Below are 17,694 nucleotides of genomic sequence, written 5' to 3' on the forward strand. Positions count from 1 at the left end.
GGTGGCGCCCTGACGACGGACCGCCGTCAGGGCGTCACCGGTGGCGGGGTCGCGGTCCTTGCTGTGCGAGACCATCGGCCTCCCGCACGAAATCAGACCACCCTCTCGGCCCGCCGGCAGGACTCAGCCGAGCGCTCGGTCGAGGTTGAAGGCGGCGCTGATCAGCGAGAGGTGGGTGAACGCCTGCGGGAAGTTGCCGAGCTGCTCGCCGGTCCGGCCGATCTCCTCCGCGTAGAGGCCGAGGTGGTTGGCGTAGGTGAGCATCTTCTCGAAGGCCAGCCGGGCCTCCTCCAGGCGCCCGGCGCGGGCCAGTGCCTCGACGTACCAGAAGGAGCAGATCGAGAAGGTGCCCTCGGAGCCGCGCAGGCCGTCCGGGCTGGCCTCGGGGTCGTAGCGGTATACCAGGGAGTCGGAGACCAGGTCCCTGGTGAGCGCCTCCAGGGTGGCCAGCCACTTGGGGTCGGTGGGCGAGATGAACTTGGCCATCGGCATCATCAGCACGGAGGCGTCGAGCACATCGGCGCCCAGCGACTGGACGAACGCCCCGCGCTCGGCGGACCAGCCCTCCCGCATGATCTGCCGGTAGATCGCGTCCCGGTTCCGCTGCCAGTGGGGGAGATCGGCGGGCAGGCCGCGCCGGTTGGCCATCCGGATGGCCCGTTCGATCGCCACCCAGCACATCAGCCGCGAGTAGACGAAGTTCCGCCGGCCGCCCCTGGTCTCCCAGACGCCCTCGTCGGGCTGGTCCCAGTGGTCGCAGAGCCAGTCCACGACGGCGCCGACCTCCTCCCAGTGAGCGCTGCTGATCGGCTGACCCCACTTGTCGTACAGATAGACGGAATCGATCAGCGCGCCGTAGATGTCGAGTTGGAGCTGATGGGTGGCGGCGTTCCCGACCCGCACCGGCGCGGAACCCAGGTGCCCCTCGAGGTGGCTCAGCTCCGACTCGGGCAGGTCGCTGCGCCCGTCGATGCCGTACATGATCTGCAGCGGGCCGGCCGGGCCCGTCCCCCGCATGATGCCCCGCTCGGACAGGAAGCCCATGAACGCCTCGGCCTCCGAGGTGAAACCCAGCCGGAGCATGGCGTAGACGCAGAAGGCGGCGTCGCGGACCCACACGTACCGGTAGTCCCAGTTGCGCCCACCGCCGACCTGCTCGGGCAGGCTGGTCGTCGGCGCGGCCACGATCGCACCGGTCGGCACGTAGGTGAGCAGCTTGAGCGCCAGCGCGGAGCGGTGCACCATCTCCCGCCACCGGCCTCGGTAGCGCGAGCGGCCCAGCCAGTGGCGCCAGAACCGGACGGTCGCCTCGAACTGCTCCTCCGCCTCGGCGTGCGGGCAGGCCCGCGGGCGGACCTCGTCGCTGATCCGGTCGAGGGCGAACACCACGGACTCGCCCTCGAGGAGCTTGAAGTGCGACCGCACGTCCCTGCCGTCGCCCTCGAGCGGCGCGGTGGAGGTCAGGGCCAGGGAGATCGACGGGGCCTCGAAGACGGCCTCCTGGGCCTGCACCCGTACGGTGTGCTGCTCCGTCCCGTAGCCGAAGCGGGGCGCGATCCGCGCCGCGAACGGCAGCGTCCCCCGGACACAGATCACCCGCCGGATCAACCGGTGCCGGGCGGCCTCCCGCGACTCGTCGACGACCGGCATGAAGTCCTGGATCTCCGCCACCCCGTCCGCGCCGTAGAACCGGGTGATCAGCACGTTGGTGTCGGGGAAGTAGAACTGCCGGGTCCTGGCCGGCACGTCGGCGGCCAGCTCGAACGACCCGCCCCGGTCGGCGTCCAGGATGGACCCGAACACGCTCGGTGCGTCGAAGCGCGGGCAGCAGTACCAGTCGATGGTGCCGTTGGTTCCGACGAGCGCGGCGGTGCGGAGATCACCGATCAGGCCGTGCTCGGAAATGGGCGGGTAGCGCGAGCCGTCCGACCCCCCGGATCCGGATCCGTTCCCGAACTCCATGCCGGCCTCCCTACCGTTCGGCTGCGGGCGGGTGCGGGCTCAAGAAGACCTTGTCTCTCATGGTAGATCGCGCCGGGGAACCGGCGAGGCGGGCCGGGAACGCGTACCCGTGCGGGCAGCGGCGCTCACCGTCCGCTCAGGCCGTGCCCGCCATCGCCGCCGTCGGGTCCTGGTACACCGCGTCCAGTGCCAGCAGTGCCCCGCCCCGGGCCGTACCGGTGAGCCCGAGCCGGGAGAGCACGATCTCGCACCCGCCCGTGTCCGGGGCCATCACCAGCTCGTGCACCTGACGGGTCACCGGTTCGATCAGGTACTCGCCGAAGAACCCGAAGTGCCCGCCGAGCACCAGCAGCCTCGGGTTCAGGATGTCCGCCAACAGGGCCAGCCCCGGGGCGAGTTGGCCGGCGATCCGGCCGAGGGCGGCCAGCGTGCGCGGATCGCCCGCCCGGGCGCGCTCGCGCAGCACGGCCAGGCGGTGACCCAGGTCGATCGTCGGGTCGCAGACCGGGTCGCCCGGGTCGGCGGCGTACCGCAGCAGGGCGTCGCGCCCCACCGTGGTCTCCCAGCAGCCGCGCCGCCCGCAGGCGCAGGGCTCGTCGGAGGGGACCAGCCGCAGGTGGCCGACCTCGCCCGCGTAACCGCCGGTGCCGCGCACCAGTCGGCCGCCGACGACGATGCCCACGCCGACACCGGTCTGGCCGGTGACGAAGACCAGGTCGCGCACGTGGTCGGCGCAGACCTGCACGTACTCGGCCAGGGCCGCGAGCTTGGCGTCGTTCTCCAGGTGCAGCTCGGGGGGCGCCCGGGCCGAGCCGGCTCCGCAGCCCGGCCAGCGCCGGGACCTCGCGCCAGCCGATGTTGGAGGCGTACCTGACCACACCGGCCGCCATGTCCACCGCTCCCGGGGTGGCCAGGGTCAGCCCGACCACGTGCCCACCGGCCGCGCGCACCGCGTCGCCGGCTTCCTCGGTGAGGCGGGCCACCGCGTCCAGCGCCGTCCCGGCGTCGACCGCGCGCACGTCCAGCGGGAGGCTGCGCTCGTAGGCCACTTCGCCGCGCAGGTCGAGCGCCAGCACGCTGACGTAGTCCACGTTGATCTCGGCGCCCAGGCCGTGGACCCGACGTCCGTCCACCTCCACCGCCTGCCCCGGGCGGCCGACCGCGCCCCGGTCGCGCTCGACGGCTCGCTCCGCGGCGCTCTCGCGGACCAGCCCGCCGTCCAGCAGTTCGGCGATCAGGTGCGAGACGGTGGCCTTGGGCAGCCCGGTGTCCTCCGCGATCCGGGCCCGCGAGCGCGGTCCCTCGTCGCGCAGCAGCCGCAGCACCAGGCTCAGATCGGCCCGCCGGGAGGCGGACCGGTCCCGCGCGACGGCCGGTCGCGCCATGGCCAGGTCCCGTACGCCCGTGCCGTCCGGCGGCTGGTTCACGGTTGCCCGAGTCTCCTCTCGTGCATGTGGCGCAAGGCCTATTGACTTGACCTTGTATTAGTTCAAACAATAGCCGAACGAATCCGCCGATGCTCGGTCCTGACTGAATCCGCCTGGTTTCGAACTCTCCCGAGCAGGTTCGCGCACCCCCCTCGGCCCTTCCCCCCTTCAGGAGGCACGTGTGAAGGCAAGCTCCCATCCCTCGGCCACCGCGCTCGCGGTGCTCACCGCAGCCGTGCTCACCGCCACCGTGGTGACCGGCTGCTCCCCCGGCGGCGACCACACCGGCGACGCGGCCGGCACCTCCGGCGGTGTGGTGAAGCGCGACTTCTGGGGCTGGGCGCCCGGCTACGACCAGTCGGTCGCCCTGTTCAACCGGACCCACCCGAACATCCAGGTGGCCTTCGACATGACCGCCTCCGGCAGCAAGGGCGGCTACACCAAGACGCTCACCGCCGCCAAGGCCGGCAACGCGCCCCGCCTGACCCAGGTCGGCTACGAGACGCTGCCCAGCTTCGACGCCGCCGGCGCACTGAGCGACGTCACCAAGTACGCGAGCGCGGCCCGGCCCCAGTTCGCGGACTGGACCTGGAAACAGGTCACGATCGGCGGCCGGACCTAACGGCAACGCCGGCGGCTCGGCCACCGCGGTGCACGTGGCGCCCATCCGGTATGAAGAATCCCCCGGAAACCGCATGAAACGCCCACAAACACCAGACGGACAGGGTGAGCTGTAGGCGCCGGGGCTGGAGGGGTGCGGCGGTCTACCGTCCGGTGCGGAAGCAAAGCCAGCGAGGCTGGCCGCCCTGGCGCGGAGGTCGGCGCTCTGCCGGAGTGTCAGCCGGCGGTGATGCGGGCGAGGGTGGCCTGGAGGCGGCGGACGGCGTCCTCGGCTTCGGTGTAGTGCTCGGGGGTCGGGGGGACGGTGCCGAATGCGTGGTCGTCTGCGGCGGGCAGGGCGCGCCAGTGCAGGACGGGTTCGAGCGCGGTGATGGCGCCGGAGAGGAACCAGGCCAGGCGGCCGTGGGTGCTGGCAAGGGCGATGGCGAGGACGGCGAGGACTTCCCGCAGGTGTTCCAGTCGGTCCTTCTCCGGCAGCACCTCCTGGGCGTCCGGCGGACCGACAGCCTCGCGCAGCCCGGCCTCGACCTGGACCGCGAGGCCGCGGTCGCCCGGGGTCAGTTCCCATACGCGGTCGCGGATCTGCTGCTCGGCTTCCTCAGCCAGGCGCGCGACCGTCGTCTGCATGTCCATGTGGATCACTGTAGTGCGCGTGTCCAGTGGGGCGTCGTCGGACAACGGGTGGACCAGGACACCTGGTGGACGAGCATCGATATCGGCAGCGCCTACATCGTGATGTCCGCCTCGGTCGAGGTGCTCGAAGTACTGGAGACCCGGCCGCCCACTCTTGCGTAAGCCCACGGAGCGCTCGGGCTCGACTGGCACTGACCCGACCGGGCCCGGTGCCCGCCGAGAAGCGACTGAGATTCCGGCCAGAGCGGGGACCGGTTCGGGACAGCTCCGGGCAATCGCGTCTCATGGACGACGGGACGGTGCTTACCGTTGACAGGACTGTTGGCACCCATTCCGTCGTCAGCCCGCATCGCGTGAAACGCCGAGGTAGGGAGACCGCACCGTGCCGTCCTTGCTGCACTACGAGATCGTGACGGATCCGACATCACTCCGAGCGTCGCTCACGAACGAACCGTCCCTGGGGACGGTGTACGTGATCGTCTCCAACACCCACCAGGCCGAGGTGAAGTGGGACCACATCGATGTGGCCATCCCGCTGCTCAACCTGTCCTCCAACCTGACGGACAATCCCTCGGCGGTCACCGCGAGCATCGAGCGGACGTACCAGCACCCGCTCGACGACGCGCTGGAGTTCGCGTGGGACAGCGTCAACGACTGCTTCCGGGCGCGGCTCTCCCGCGCGCAGCCTCCCACGCGCAAGCACGCGCTTCTGGCCGGTCACGGGGCGCTGGTGCTGAAGCTGGAGAACGTCCCGGTCTCCGAGGGCGCGGGCCTGAGCTTGCTGGAGATCCGCGACAACGCGTACGGCGGCGACGGCGGCGTCGCCAGGCGGGACGGCCACTTCACCACTCATCTCGGCCTGGTGAAGCAGACGCCGCAAGTCCCGCGCAACTTCCGACCGGAGAAGTCCCTGGTGAACGGTGACGCGAACGAGCAGCTCGTGCTCCTGTGGGACGGGCCCACCGACCTCAACTACGACATCGTCGACCAGACGGGGACCGTGATCCACCAAGAGCCGGCTGTGGGTCCGGGCTACCGGGAGTACTCCCCGAAGATCCCCGCCCCGAAGCGCGGCACCACCTACACCCTCGTCGCGAACGCGCCCGGCGCCGGACAGCAGCAGCGCGGGTACTTCCTCACCACCACCGTCCACGCGGTCGTCCCCGAGTTCGAGAGCGGGACGCGCACCCCGTGGGTGGAGGGGACGACCGACAAGGGCCGGGTCACCTTCGCCACGAACGGCGTGAAGGTCCAGCTGCCGGACGGCAGACTGGGAACGGTGACGGCCGACGACGTCACCACCCGTCTGGTCCAGGGGCTCACCGACGACGCCGGCTGGATGACCTTCCCGAACCGCGGCGTCAACATCTACCACGGCCACAACGCCACCCCTGGCATCCTCACAGCCGCCCGGGTCGACGCGGAGGAGGGCGTCAACACCCCGTGGGTGGGCAGCCGCGAGGCCGGCCAGAGCTGGATCGCGTTCACCGAACCCGGCGCCACCCTCTACAAGGACAACGGGGGTCAGGAGCGCGGCACCTTCACCGCCGAGAAGGTCGACGTCCACGGCCTGAACACCACCTGGGTCGGCGATCGCGACGGCGGCAAGGGCTGGGTGGAGTTCCCGCAGTCCGGCATCAACGTCCGCAAGGACGGCGGCGGGGCCTGGGGCAACATCGCCGCCGACAAGGCCGACCTCAACGGCATCAACACCAAATGGGTCCAGGGCCCCGGCACCGGCGACGGCTGGATCGAGTTCCCGGAGTCGGGTCTGAACGTGTTCCACGGCCAGGGAAGGGACTGGGGGACCGTCGCCGCCGGCAAGGCCGACGTGAACGATCTGGTCACCGGCACGGCGCTGGTGAAGAAGCGGCTCACCGTCAAGGGAGGGATGACGGTCAGCGAGGGACATACGCGGGCGCTGTTCACCCACCCCAACGGCTATGTGGGTATCGACACGGGCATGGAAGTCAAAGGCCGGGACGGTCAGGGGTATGTCTTTCGGGTTAACGAAGGTGGCGAATATGGAGTACTTGTCAACGGTCCCCTTGCTGTCACCCGGACAATCTACGTGGGGGGTGAAAATGGGGGAGGCAGGTTCCTTTAGCTAGTACCGCATCAGGCCACGTTCGCCCTGTAGCGCATGCTGGTTGTCGGCAGGCTGCGGTCAGCCGCCGCGGGCAAAGGCGTGACGGGAAATCCGGACACGGTCCGTCAGAACCGGTTGCGCCGTACGACGGGCCGGACGGGCCGGGCCTGTTCGGTGCCGCGCAGCGCGAGGGCCGCGATACGGGTGCGCTCCAGCCAGCTCATGACCTGGCGCAGCGTGTCGGGGTCGAGGTGGCGGGTGAGGTCCCGGACGGCCTGGTGGTCGTCGTCGGTGACAGGTCGAAGACGGCCTTGCGGCCGGTGGCGCTGCGGGCCGCGACATCCGGGACCTGCCACTGCGGGAACGGTGGGAGGCGCTGGAGATGGCGCTCGCCGGAGCCCGGCCGCCCCTGCAGATCTGCATGGCGACCACCAGCCGGGCAGAAGCTGCCGACTGCGGCAGGTCTTCCGGGCGACATCCTGCTCTGGCTCGCGGACAGCGGATACGCCAGCGCCGCCTCCTTCGAGGAACTCGCCGACCTGCCGCTACTGGTCTCGGTCACCAGCGAGGCTGACCAGGCAGGGATTCCCCGCAAAGCGCCAGACCCGTTACCTTCTTCGTGGCCCTGAAACGGGGCTCCTGGCCTCCGGGCCCGGTATGACTGTTGCCCCCTGTCGAAGGTATGACCTGGGGGGTGGTGTCACCGCGGCCCGGAGCACCGTATGACCGCTGATGAGAGGCCTGACCGGCACCCGGCCGAGCGCAACGCCCGGCCGCTGACGGATGCCTGGTCTGCGTAACGTGGATGCGCGCGAACGGTGCCAAAGGGCGAGGCCAGGACGATGAACGACCCTCGGGGGGTTCGGTGTTCGACACGAGTGACATCGCGGTCTTCCTCGGCCTGGACGTCGGCAAGGGCGACCACCACGGCCACGGCCTGACCGCCGCCGGCAAAACCGTGTTCGACAAGCGGCTGCCCAACAGCGAACCGAAACTGCGGGCCGTCTTCGACAAGCTCACCGCCAAGTTCGGCCGCGTCCTGGTCATCGTCGACCAGCCCGCCTCGATCGGCGCCCTGCCACTCGCCGTAGCCCGCGACGCCGGCTGCGAGGTCGCCTACCTGCCCGGCCTGGCCATGCGCCGCATCGCCGACCTCTACCCCGGCGAAGCCAAGACCGACGCCCGCGACGCCCGCGTGATCGCGGACGCCGCCCGCACCATGCCCCACACCCTGCGCGCCCTCGAACTCGCCGACGAGACCGCGGCCCAGCTCACCGTCCTGACCGGCTTCGACCAGGACCTCGCCGCCGAGGCCACCCGCACCAGCAACCGCCTGCGCGGCCTGCTCACGCAGTTCCACCCCTCCCTCGAACGCGTTCTCGGCCCGCGCCTGGACCACCCCGCCGTCACCCACCTGCTGGAACAGCACGGCTCGCCGGCCGCCCTGCGCAAGGCCGGCCGGCGAAGACTCGTGACCCTCATACGCCCCAAGGCCCCGCGCATGGCCGAGCGCCTGGTCGACGAGATCTTCGCCGCGCTCGACGAGCAGACCGTCGTCGTCCCCGGCACCACCACCCTGGACACGGTGGTGCCCTCCCTGGCCCGCTCGCTCGCCGCCGTCCACGAGCAACGACGCGCCGTCGAAGCCCAGATCGGCGAACTGCTGGAGGCCCACCCTCTTTCCAAGGTCCTGACCTCGATGCCCGGGGTCGGCGTCAGGACCGCCGCCACCCTGCTCGTCACCGTCGGCGACGGCACCAGCTTCCCCACCGCCGCCCACCTGGCCTCCTACGCCGGCCTCGCTCCGGCGACGAAGTCCTCCGGATCCTCCATCCACGGCGAACACGCCCCGCGGACCGGCAATCGGCTCCTGAAACGGGCCATGTTCCTCTCCGCGTTCGCCGCCCTCCACGACCCCGACTCCCGGGCCTACTACGACCGGCAACGAGACCGCGGCAAGACCCACACCCAGGCCCTCCTCCGCCTCGCCCGCCAACGCATCAGCGTCCTGTTCGCCATGCTCCGAGACGGCACCCTCTACGAGACCCGCACCCCCGAAGCCGTGCCCGCATGACCCGATCGACCTTGACGAAGGACATAGAGGCACCCCCCGCCGGCCAACAGGCCATGGCCGACCGCCTGGCGACCCCGACCGGCCGGGCCCAGTACCGCCAGCGCAGCGCGCTCGTCGAGCCGGGCTTCGCCCAGCTTTTCCAGCGATTCGGCCGACACCTCAACTACCGCGGACACCGGGCCGTCGACACCGAGATCAAGCTCCTCGGCACCGTCCACAACCTCAGCAAGCTCCTCGCTGGCACCGCAAGATCGCGCTCTTGACTCCCGAATGGAGTAGGTCGTGCGACAGCCTCTCCCCACTCCGGCCCGCGTGCCGAAACCCTCCCGACCTGGCCCCGGACGGCCACCGGGTTCGAAGAACCGCAACCCGGCACCCCGCCACGACGTCGGCAAGACCGTCAAACGCGAACCCACGCTCCAGGCCCACCTCGCCGCGCGAGGTTAAACGTCAAGCTAAGAGGCGTGCGACGGCCAGGGCATTGGCAGGCGACCCGGGTGATGAGCGGGAGTATCCGATGTACCCGGCCGAACTGACCTCGCCGTATCTGGACCGCTTCTCGGCCGCGGCCGCCCAGCGATACCAAGCGCTGGGAATCGGGCGCGACGACCCCGACCGGCCCAGGAAGATCGCCGCACTGAACTCGGAGGCGTTCGGAGCGCCGGTCGTCCTGTTCTGCTACGTCGACCGGACCATGGGGCCCGGACAGTGGGGAGACGCAGGGATGTACTTGCAGACGGTCATGCTGCTGTTGCGGGCGGAGGGGTTGCACAGCTGCCCGCAGGTGATGTGGACCATGTACCGAAAGACCGTCAGCCAGATAGTCGGAGCCGATGGCGGACTCGTGCTGTTCTGCGGCGTCTCGGTGGGCTACGAGAAGGAAGGCGTACCACCGCTGCGTACCGGGCGGGCGGACATGGCGGAAACAGTGAGCTTCATCGGGTTGTGACCGCCAGGCGGTCGACATCCAGAGGATCGCCCGTTGTAGCGCTGTGCGAGTGGCTTCAGCGCGGCCGGTCGGGGGCGGGATCGCTGGCGAGGAGTGGGCGGATGGCGCCGAGCACCGCGCCGACGCGGACGTCGTGCAGCTCGGTGCGGGTGCAGGTCTGCCTGGTCAGCCAGTCGACGCAGAGCGTCTGCACGAAGACCAGCCAGCTCCGGAGCACGCTGGAGACCGCCTCGCGCGCGTTCTCGTTGGCGAGCGGGAGAACGCCCAGCAGTCGGGCGCGGAGGGCGTCGAGCTCGTCGGTCATGATCGTCTGGATGACCGGGTCGCCGGCGAGCACGCGGTTGGCGGCGAGGACAGCGTTGCGGTTGGCGATGAAGTAGTCGAGGTGGGTGTCCAGTCCCTGGATCAGCTGATCGACCAGGGTATCGCCCGGGTCGAACCGGGTCTCGGCGAGCAACCGGTCCGCCGCCTGCTGGTAGACGGCCGCGAAGAGGTCGTGTTGCCGTCGGCGCGCAGTTCTTCGCCGCCCGACCACCGCTCCCAGCAAGCCGGTTCGTTGGACGTGTGCTACGGCGACCGGTATCTCGTCGCGAGCGAGGCAAGCCGATGACCCTGTCTTGCGGGACTGGCTTCCCACTGCGCTGGCCGTCGCGGACGGTGCGGGCCGGGCGATCGACCCGCACCCCATCCGCGGCTCCCTCCGTGAAGGCGGACAGCGGCTTCGTGTGCGCGAGCCGCTGACCCCGGCGGCGCTGTGGAGCTCCCGCAGGTGGCCAGGGCCGCTGCCGCTCACATGCGCGGGCCCGGTCGCGCTGCTGACCGCAGCCCAGTTGAGCACCAGGCTTGGAGGAGCGGTTCGCGCGAGTGGATAGGCGCGGGCTGTGGCACGCGGCTCCACCCGCTTGAACCGGCCCGCGATCCGAGCCATGGCCTGGTCGAACGCAGCCCGCCAGCGGGCTGCGTCCATCCCGTGGGCCGTGGCCACCGCCCGTCAGGAGTCCGCACACCCTTGATGATCACGGTGGCCGTTCCAGTTCTCGTGCGGGTCCGGCGCAAGACTGCGAAGTCACACCGGTGTACTGACCGGTGGCCCGTCGGGTCAGCTCCAGCGGCCTGCGGCGGCGGCCTCGGCGACGTAGTCCTCGAACGACCTGGGTGGCCGACCGAGCGCCCGCGCCACGCCGTCGGAGACGCCCGCGCCCCTGCCCTCGCGGATGTCCACGAGCAGGCCGGTGAGTAGACGAGCAACGCCAGCGGGCGCGCCTTCGGCGACCATGCGGTCCACAAAGACGTCAGGATCGACGTCGAGGTGACGGACCGTCCGGCCGGTGGCGGCGGCGATCAGGTCAGCCGCCTCGCTGAAGCCGATCGCCTGCGGGCCGGTCAGCTGGTAGGTCTGTCCGCTGTGGCGGTTCTCGGTCAGCGCCGCGGCGGCGACCTCGGCGATGTCCTCGGCGTCGACGAACGGCGTGCGCCCGTCACCGGTGGGCAGGGCGAGGGTGCCGGCCAGGACGCCCGGCAGCCAGAAGGTCTCGCTGAAGTTCTGCGCGAACCAGTCGGGTTGCAGGATGGTCCAGTCGACGCCGGAGTCGCGGACGGCCCGTTCGGCGGCCTTGAGCGGGTGGCCGTCGTCGGCCCGGCCGACGCCGTGGGCGGAGAGCAGCACCAGCCGCCGCACGCCCGCTGCGACCGCGTCGGCGACCAAGCGCGGCATGCGCTCCTGCCGGTCCACGCCGGGCTGCAGGTTGGGCTCCAGGAGATAGACGGCGGCAGCGCCGTCGAGGGCGGGCGCCCAGGTCGCCGGGTCGTCCAGGTCGAAGTGGACATCACCGCCGGTTCGGGAGGCCGTACGGACCGGCCGGCCCATGGCCGTCAGGCGGCGGGCGATGCGGCGGCCGGTCGTGCCGGTGCCGCCGAGAACGAGGATGGTCTTCATGCCCTCCAGACAACCCCCGCCGAGAAAGACGATCCATGGGAGACCGTCGCCGATCCCTTTGTGATCGTCTAGCGTGGCCGACATGGACGTCCTGAGCGATCTACTACACCGGGCCCGCGCCAGGAACGCGCAGATCCGGCAGCTGATCCAGCGGCCACCGTGGTCGATGACCTTCGCCGACGCCCCTCCGCTCACGGTCGTGGCCACCCTCGGCGGCCACGCCTCGGTCCGGCTCGACGACGATCCGCAGGCCGCGCCGGTGCGGTTGGCCGCCGGGGACATCGCCCTCATCGGCGGCATCAACCGGTTCACGATCGCCGACGCCCCGGACACCCCGCCGCAGGTGGTCGTCCGCGGCGGACGGAAGCACCTCATCGACAGCGGGACGGCGGCGCGGCAGAACCTGGCACCCCGCACGTACGGCGACGGGCTGCCCGGCGCCACCACCCTGCTCCGGGGTGCCTACGAACTCCGCGGCGACGCGGGCAAGCGTCTGCTCGGCCTGCTCCCGCAACTGGCCGTCGTGCCCACCGGGCCGCGCACCCGGGCGGCGCTGGACCTGCTCGCCGCCGAGGTCGCCCAGGAAGAGCCGGGCCAGGACGCCGTCCTGAACCGGCTGCTGGACCTCGTACTGGTGCTGGCGCTGCGCGCCTGGTGCACCCGACCGCAGGCCGAACCCCCCTCCTGGTACCGGGCGCTGGCCACCCCGGCTGTCGGCGACGCTCTGCGCATGCTGCACGAGGACCCGGCGCACCGATGGACGGTCGCCGAACTGGCCGCGCGGGTCGGCCAGTCCCGGGCCGCCTTCGCCGCGCACTTCACCGGCGTGGTCGGCGAGCCCCCGCTCACATACCTCACCGCCTGGCGGATGGCCCTGGCCGCGGACCTGCTGCGCGACACGGAGAAGACTGTCGCCGCAGTGGCGCGCGAGGTGGGGTATGCGGACGCGTTCGCGTTCAGCGTGGCGTTCAAGCGGGCCCGAGGGGTCAGTCCGTCGGGCTGGCGGCGGACGGCTGTGCACGGAACTTGACCACTGGACTACAGCGTCGGGCATGAACGCCGACGGCTGGTCGACGGACACCCGGACCTCTTACGACACCGTCGCGGTCAGCTGAGCCGACCACATGCGCGAGGCTCTGGCCGGGGCACCGTACCTTCGAGCGGCTCCGGCGCTGTTCGCCGACCTGGTCCTCGCCACCGGTGGCGGGCCGGTGGCGGACGTGGGCTGCGGCCCGGGACACGTCACCGCCCACCTGCACGAGTTGAGTCTCGACGCCTGGTGTCGACCTTTCACCCATGGTGATCGACGAGGCTCGGCGTGACCATCCCAGCTGTGGTTCCAGGTGGGCTCGATGACGGACCTCGATCTCGTCGACGAGTCGGTCGCCGGCCTGCTCGACCAGCAACTTCAGCGTGGTCGCGATGACCGGCACCGCATCGTCGTACTCGCGCCAGCCGTCCCCGTCGGCATCGTCTCCTCGGACGACCCACCAGCCGCCGCCCCAGGCATCGCGCGCCAGGTCCGCCACCGCCTGCTGCCGGTTGGCCAGCGCCACCGGCCCGGCATCGGTGACGACCAGGGCGACCGGCGGGTACCCCGGCCGGGTGTGCCCCGGGTAGGCCCGACGCCACCAGTGCACCGTACGGTCGGCCTCTCCTTGTCGGCGAGGGCCGGGTCGTTGGCGCGGACCTTCACGCGGAACAGCTCACGGTAGGCGGTGAACTTCGCGGCCACCCGCTCCGGCGACATCGTCGAGCCGTCGACCTCCACCATCAGCACCAGCACCCCGATCTCCGGGGCCTGCCACACCGCGTCCGGACCTACCTTGCGCTTCCCGCTCGGCAGCAGGAACTCCACCTCAGTCGCCCCGGACGTCACCGGTCCGATCCTGTCGACGACGAGTGAGTTGAGCACGCGTACTCATGCGTTGGATCCGTTCGTCAGTGGAGGGTGGGGGCGGATGTGACGGACGAGTGCGGGGAGACGCGGTGTCTCGGTGGGGGCGGGTCGGCAAGTTGGTGCTCGCGGCGGCGCTGACAGGGGCGGTCGCGGGGTGCGATCGCGTGCCGACCGGCGACGAACTGACGGAGATAGCCAAGGCGCCGCAGGCACAGTCGCAGCGAGCGGCGGAGGAGGCCCGAATCCGCGACCTGATCGATCGCCTGGGCCGGGTAGAGGGGCTGAAACCCGTGCTCACCCTGCTCGACGACACCTGCGAGAGGCACAACCAGAACCTCCTGGAGTCACGTACACAGGTGTTGTTGAGCTGCAAGATGCGCGCCATCGCGGACTTCAGCGTCCGGGGAGTGGCTTTGATCACGAGTTGTGGGTTCTGGCACAGATCTTGGGGAGCGGTTGCGGAGCGTCACCCTGGTGTTCGATTGTGAGGGGCTGGGTTGCGTGAGATCGCGTACGCCTGGCTACCCGGCAGCCGGAAGTGACGCTCCATCAACTCCTCGGTGGTCTCTGTCGTGGTCGGCCGGTGGCTGTGATCGTGCTGGTCATGCAGAACAACGCATCGTTCTGGGACTCGCTCGTGTTCGACGGGATCGACGACGTGGACGTCGATGCGGTGACCGCCTTGTTCGGTACGGTCGAGGTGGTGGCGCGGGGCCGGGGTTCCGGGGCGGAGTGTCCGGACTGTGGCCGCTTCTCGGACCGGGTGCACGACCGCTATCGCCGCAGGTTGAAGGATCTTCCGCTCGCTGAGCAGGGCTTCGTGATCCGGTTGGTGGTCCGGCGTTTCATCTGGGGGGCGGCGAACTGCCCGCGTCGGACGTTTGCTGAGCGGTTCTCGCGGCTGGCTGCCCCGTACGCACGGTTCACCACCCGGCTCAACCATGCCCTGGAGCGCGTAGGGCTCGCGCTCGCCAGTCGGGCCGGCGCCCGGCTGGCAGCCCAGCTGGGCTTCGGCGCGGGAAGGACGACCTTGTTGCGCAGGGTCATGGCATTGCCCGATCCCACGTTCAGCACTCCGCGTGTGCTGGGCGTGGACGATTTCGCGATCCGTCGCGGCCAGACCTACTCGACGGTTTTGACCAGCGTCGAAGACCATCGCGTGGTCGATGTGCTCCCGACGCGTGAGGCCGGGCCGCTGGCTGCGTGGCTGGCCCGTCACCCCGGCGTGGAGATTATCTGCCGGGACCGGGCCGGTGCCTACGCCGAGGGCGCACGGCGCGGTGCCCCTGACGCTCTGCAGGTCGCTGATCGGTTCCATCTGTGGCAGGGCCTCGGCCGGGCCGTGGAGACCTGCGTCGCCGCCCATCGCGATTGCCTGCACAACCCGTCGCCCAGCGGTATGCCGCCGGAGGCCACTGGGCTTGTTCCCGGTCGACCGGAGGACGACTCGGAGCCCGTCGGTCGACGCGCCGAGCGAAAGAAGGCGGCACACGCCTTGGTTCACGAGCTCCTGGCCCAAGGCCACTCACGCCGGGCGATCGCCCGGCACCTGGGCTGGGGCCTCAACACCGTCCTCCGGTACGCGAACGCCGCACGCTGGCAGGACACCGTCCGCGAGAACCGCCCCCGGCCCAACAGGCTGGACCCCTACAAGCCCTACCTGGAGCGACGCTTCGCCGCGGGATGCACCAGCGTCACCCGCCTCCACAGTGAACTCGTTGCCGACAATGCGCCCGTCACCTACCAGATGGTCCGCTCCCACATCGCCACCCTCCGCAAGGCTCCGGTCGGCGTGCCGCCGCGGCCGCCGACGGTGCGGCAGGTGACCGGCTGGGTCACCCGACACCCCTCGACCCTGAACGAGGAGGACCGGGCCGGCCTGAAGGCGGTCCTGGCCCGCTGCCCCGCACTGGACAAGGTCGCCGGACACGTTCGCGACTTCGGCGAGATCCTCGCCGACCGCCGTGGCTCCACACTCCCCACCTGGATCGACGCAGTCGACGCCAGCCAGCTACCGGGCCTCACCGGCTTCGCCCTCCACCTGCTCCGAGACCTCGACGCCGTGACAGCAGGCCTCACTCTCGACTGGAGCTCCGGCAGCATCGAGGGCGCCGTCAACCGCATCAAGAAGATCAAGCGGCAGCTCTACGGCCGCGCCGGCTTCGAACTGCTCCGCAAGATGATCCTTCTCCAGTAACACTTCGCGATGTTCCCCAAGAGCTGCGCGAGTACCGGACAGTAGGAAACCCCTGCCGCGGCCGACATATAGCCAGTGCATGCAGGTGCCCAACCGTGGCAGGATGACCTCATGTTGATCCGAAAGGGCGATGCCGCGTAGGCGTCCCAAGGCCGTCCGTGCAGAGCGGTGGCGGCCACGATGGCAGTATCCGGTCCTGAGGGTCCCCGGTGTCTCCGCGCGGACTCGTGCAGCGATCCGCCGGGTCGAAGACCAGGAGATGTGGCCCAACGCGGTCGCCAACGCAATCGCGTGTTTCGAGCGGGCTCTCAAGCAGCCCGGACGCTACCTGGACGCCTCCGCGTTTGATTCGCCGGGGGTGGGAGATGCCCGCGATGACCTGGAGTGGGCGATGCTGTACCTTCCGCCCGGAGCCAAACGGGACCTGGGCCGATTGATCACGCGTATCGATGAGGAATTCGAGCGCCGTACCTTGCCGGAGCCCAACTACAGCGAGTGGGCGACGACGGGCTGGTGGTGGACCAGAACGCGCGAACGCTGACGGTCTCCGGGGTCGTGTCCCTCCCCGCAATCGAACGAACCTGTCACCCTCCGCGACCGCTCCCCAAGATCTGTGCCAGAACCACTTCACGTGAACGAAGCCAGGGGAGACATCACCTCGGTGCTGCCCGACATCCGCGCGGCCGACCTCACCAGGTGGGGTCCGGTGGACCAGAACGGCCAGGACGGACCGTACACACCCGGTACCGTCCGCTACGCCCTGGAGTACCACCGCACCCGAGGTCATTACCCGGACGGCCGACCGATGCCCAGCCCGCGACTGGCGACAGACGGCCTCACGATCGACTGGGACCGGCTGGATCTGCCGCTCGTGAACCGGATCGAGGAGCCCGCATCCTGTCTGTCGCCGTCCAGCGGCGGCACGTACCACCGCTGCTCGCAAGTCCCGGAAGGAGCGGGGAAGGTAGCCGAGGCTCGCGCCCGGTACGGCACCGTGCTCGAACTGACCGTGGACGGGCGCCCCTACTTCACCGTGAAGAGGTAGGGAGCCTTGACCCCGAATGTTGAACACGGGCTGTGCGGCTTCGGTCAGAAACGTCTCCCAGACCGAGGGGCACGGCTCCCGCTCGAACTTCCGCACGCATTGGGCTCGTTCGGGTGGTCACTGCGCGGCCGGCGCATAGGAGAAGTGACATTCGGTCCCGGGCGGCCGTCCCGACCTGGGTGGGCCGGGACGGCGGGGTGCGGGTGGCGGGTGCGGGGCGGGTCAGCCGGAGACGGTCTCGGCATGCCGGTGGAACGCGTCCCGGAGCGCGGTCTGGTGGTCGGTCAGCTCCCAGCCCGACAACCAGGTCGCTCCGGGCGGGGCCGATGTGCCGCTCACCACGGGTTCAGGCCGTAGCGGCCGCACGCCCCGAAGAGTACAGCTCAAGTTGCTTCCCGACGAGGCCCTCCTTCTTGGCGGTGTACTCGGTCAGCAGCCGCATCTGGTGGATCAGGCCGTCGGACATCTCCACGCGGCGGCCCAGGACGGCGGCGAGGACGACCCCAGGACAGCACCCAGGCCGCCGGAACCACGGCGAGCAGGACGGCACCGGCCAGGACGGCGGCCACACCACCAGACGTCACTTGATAACTCGCGCGAGCCGTCCCCACCAGCACGGCGACCGGGACGGCGGGAGCAGCGCCGCCGACGATCAGGACGTCGACCAGGCCGACGACGACGGATCCCCGGACCGCGCCCGGACGGCGCCTGGACAGCGGCCCGAGCAGGACGTCGGCGGCGGCCGGGGCGGCAGCGAGGACGAGCACCAAGGCCTCACCCACCCCGGACACGGACGGCGGCACCGAGCAGCACGTCGACGGCGAGCAGGACGTCGGCCGGCGGCCCCGGGACACAACCGGG

The 17,694-nt window shown here is 70.5% G+C and carries 17 protein-coding genes and 4 pseudogenes; 11 read left to right on the top strand and 10 right to left on the bottom strand.

What is annotated here, in order from left to right:
• Positions 1-123: 123 nt before the first annotated feature.
• The 3 genes and pseudogenes from O1G21_RS00940 to O1G21_RS41605 form a co-directional block, all read right to left on the bottom strand.
• Positions 124-1,962 carry a glycoside hydrolase family 15 protein gene (locus O1G21_RS00940; RefSeq protein WP_270139877.1) on the bottom strand — a complete coding sequence of 613 codons (1,839 nt, stop codon included), beginning with the start codon at positions 1,960-1,962 and terminating at the stop codon, positions 124-126.
• A 136-nt stretch (positions 1,963-2,098) separates the two neighbouring features.
• Positions 2,099-2,842: an ROK family protein gene (locus O1G21_RS00945; RefSeq protein WP_270139879.1), complete on the bottom strand. Its 744-nt coding sequence runs from the start codon at positions 2,840-2,842 to the stop codon at positions 2,099-2,101.
• Positions 2,843-3,221: 379 nt separating this feature from the next.
• Positions 3,222-3,347 (bottom strand): annotated as a pseudogene (locus O1G21_RS41605) (transcriptional regulator); the annotation flags it as partial.
• A gap of 223 nt (positions 3,348-3,570) precedes the next feature.
• Here O1G21_RS41605 and O1G21_RS00955 point away from each other — a divergent pair.
• Positions 3,571-4,011 (top strand): extracellular solute-binding protein, encoded by a 441-nt coding sequence (locus tag O1G21_RS00955; protein ID WP_270139883.1) that lies wholly within the window; start codon positions 3,571-3,573, stop codon positions 4,009-4,011.
• Positions 4,012-4,226: 215 nt separating this feature from the next.
• On the opposite strand, the gene O1G21_RS00960 is transcribed toward O1G21_RS00955, so the two are convergent.
• Positions 4,227-4,643 (bottom strand): hypothetical protein, encoded by a 417-nt coding sequence (locus tag O1G21_RS00960; protein WP_270139884.1) that lies wholly within the window; start codon positions 4,641-4,643, stop codon positions 4,227-4,229.
• A gap of 382 nt (positions 4,644-5,025) precedes the next feature.
• Here O1G21_RS00960 and O1G21_RS00965 point away from each other — a divergent pair, with 382 nt between their 5' ends.
• Positions 5,026-6,750 carry a hypothetical protein gene (locus tag O1G21_RS00965; RefSeq protein WP_270139886.1) on the top strand — a complete coding sequence of 575 codons (1,725 nt, stop codon included), beginning with the start codon at positions 5,026-5,028 and terminating at the stop codon, positions 6,748-6,750.
• A gap of 107 nt (positions 6,751-6,857) precedes the next feature.
• On the opposite strand, the gene O1G21_RS00970 is transcribed toward O1G21_RS00965, so the two are convergent.
• A complete protein-coding gene (locus O1G21_RS00970; protein ID WP_270139888.1) occupies positions 6,858-7,088 on the bottom strand; it encodes a hypothetical protein in 231 nt (76 codons plus the stop codon).
• 509 nt (positions 7,089-7,597) lie between these two features.
• Here O1G21_RS00970 and O1G21_RS00975 point away from each other — a divergent pair.
• From O1G21_RS00975 to O1G21_RS00985, 4 genes and pseudogenes are all read left to right on the top strand, one after another.
• Positions 7,598-8,806 carry an IS110 family RNA-guided transposase gene (locus O1G21_RS00975; RefSeq protein ID WP_270139889.1) on the top strand — a complete coding sequence of 403 codons (1,209 nt, stop codon included), beginning with the start codon at positions 7,598-7,600 and terminating at the stop codon, positions 8,804-8,806.
• 11 nt (positions 8,807-8,817) lie between these two features.
• Complete coding sequence (locus O1G21_RS00980) at positions 8,818-9,069, top strand: transposase (protein WP_270139890.1); 252 nt, start codon at positions 8,818-8,820, stop codon at positions 9,067-9,069.
• Positions 9,070-9,100: 31 nt separating this feature from the next.
• Positions 9,101-9,253: pseudogene (locus O1G21_RS41610) on the top strand (NF041680 family putative transposase); the annotation flags it as partial.
• 7 nt (positions 9,254-9,260) lie between these two features.
• Positions 9,261-9,755, top strand: a pseudogene (locus O1G21_RS00985) (nitroreductase family protein); the annotation flags it as partial.
• 55 nt (positions 9,756-9,810) lie between these two features.
• Here O1G21_RS00985 and O1G21_RS00990 read toward each other — a convergent pair.
• Together O1G21_RS00990 and O1G21_RS00995 are read right to left on the bottom strand one after the other, a co-directional pair.
• On the bottom strand, positions 9,811-10,443 hold the full coding sequence (locus tag O1G21_RS00990; RefSeq protein WP_405000568.1) for a TetR/AcrR family transcriptional regulator: 633 nt from the start codon (positions 10,441-10,443) through the stop codon (positions 9,811-9,813).
• Positions 10,444-10,854: 411 nt separating this feature from the next.
• Positions 10,855-11,691, bottom strand: coding sequence for an NAD(P)H-binding protein (locus O1G21_RS00995; RefSeq protein WP_270139891.1), 837 nt, complete (start codon positions 11,689-11,691; stop codon positions 10,855-10,857).
• Positions 11,692-11,773: 82 nt separating this feature from the next.
• Between O1G21_RS00995 and O1G21_RS01000 the strand changes: the two genes are divergently transcribed.
• Complete coding sequence (locus O1G21_RS01000) at positions 11,774-12,721, top strand: AraC family transcriptional regulator (protein WP_270139892.1); 948 nt, start codon at positions 11,774-11,776, stop codon at positions 12,719-12,721.
• Here O1G21_RS01000 and O1G21_RS01005 read toward each other — a convergent pair.
• Together O1G21_RS01005 and O1G21_RS41615 are read right to left on the bottom strand one after the other, a co-directional pair.
• Positions 12,678-13,247 carry a hypothetical protein gene (locus tag O1G21_RS01005; RefSeq protein ID WP_270139894.1) on the bottom strand — a complete coding sequence of 190 codons (570 nt, stop codon included), beginning with the start codon at positions 13,245-13,247 and terminating at the stop codon, positions 12,678-12,680. The two genes, O1G21_RS01000 and O1G21_RS01005, sit on opposite strands and share 44 nt — an antisense overlap.
• A 140-nt stretch (positions 13,248-13,387) precedes the next feature.
• A pseudogene (locus O1G21_RS41615) lies at positions 13,388-13,606 on the bottom strand (replication-relaxation family protein); the annotation flags it as partial.
• Positions 13,607-13,755: 149 nt separating this feature from the next.
• Here O1G21_RS41615 and O1G21_RS01010 point away from each other — a divergent pair.
• From O1G21_RS01010 to O1G21_RS01025, 4 genes are all read left to right on the top strand, one after another.
• Positions 13,756-14,079: a hypothetical protein gene (locus O1G21_RS01010; RefSeq protein ID WP_270139896.1), complete on the top strand. Its 324-nt coding sequence runs from the start codon at positions 13,756-13,758 to the stop codon at positions 14,077-14,079.
• Between the two features lie 116 nt (positions 14,080-14,195).
• Complete coding sequence (locus O1G21_RS01015; protein WP_270139898.1) at positions 14,196-15,788, top strand: ISL3 family transposase; 1,593 nt, start codon at positions 14,196-14,198, stop codon at positions 15,786-15,788.
• Between the two features lie 259 nt (positions 15,789-16,047).
• Entirely contained in the window at positions 16,048-16,329 is a 282-nt protein-coding gene (locus tag O1G21_RS01020) for a hypothetical protein (RefSeq protein ID WP_270139900.1), read from the top strand.
• A gap of 90 nt (positions 16,330-16,419) precedes the next feature.
• On the top strand, positions 16,420-16,833 hold the full coding sequence (locus O1G21_RS01025) for a hypothetical protein (RefSeq protein ID WP_270139902.1): 414 nt from the start codon (positions 16,420-16,422) through the stop codon (positions 16,831-16,833).
• 346 nt (positions 16,834-17,179) lie between these two features.
• On the opposite strand, the gene O1G21_RS01030 is transcribed toward O1G21_RS01025, so the two are convergent.
• Positions 17,180-17,305 (bottom strand): hypothetical protein, encoded by a 126-nt coding sequence (locus O1G21_RS01030; RefSeq protein ID WP_270139904.1) that lies wholly within the window; start codon positions 17,303-17,305, stop codon positions 17,180-17,182.
• Positions 17,306-17,694 lie beyond the last annotated feature (389 nt).

This window comes from Kitasatospora cathayae (genome assembly GCF_027627435.1).
Classification (GTDB): Bacteria; Actinomycetota; Actinomycetes; order Streptomycetales; family Streptomycetaceae; genus Kitasatospora; species Kitasatospora cathayae.

Bases quoted from the DNA above. Each gene is read 5' to 3' on its own strand.
- O1G21_RS01015 (WP_270139898.1), top strand. From the start codon at position 14,196: ATGCAGAACAACGCATCGTTCTGGGACTCGCTCGTGTTCGACGGGATC.
- O1G21_RS01020 (WP_270139900.1), top strand. From the start codon at position 16,048: ATGTGGCCCAACGCGGTCGCCAACGCAATCGCGTGTTTCGAGCGGGCT.
- O1G21_RS00960 (WP_270139884.1), bottom strand. From the start codon at position 4,643: ATGGACATGCAGACGACGGTCGCGCGCCTGGCTGAGGAAGCCGAGCAG.
- O1G21_RS00940 (WP_270139877.1), bottom strand. From the start codon at position 1,962: ATGGAGTTCGGGAACGGATCCGGATCCGGGGGGTCGGACGGCTCGCGC.
- O1G21_RS01000 (WP_270139892.1), top strand. From the start codon at position 11,774: ATGGACGTCCTGAGCGATCTACTACACCGGGCCCGCGCCAGGAACGCG.
- O1G21_RS00995 (WP_270139891.1), bottom strand. From the start codon at position 11,691: ATGAAGACCATCCTCGTTCTCGGCGGCACCGGCACGACCGGCCGCCGC.
- O1G21_RS00990 (WP_405000568.1), bottom strand. From the start codon at position 10,443: ATGGGGTGCGGGTCGATCGCCCGGCCCGCACCGTCCGCGACGGCCAGC.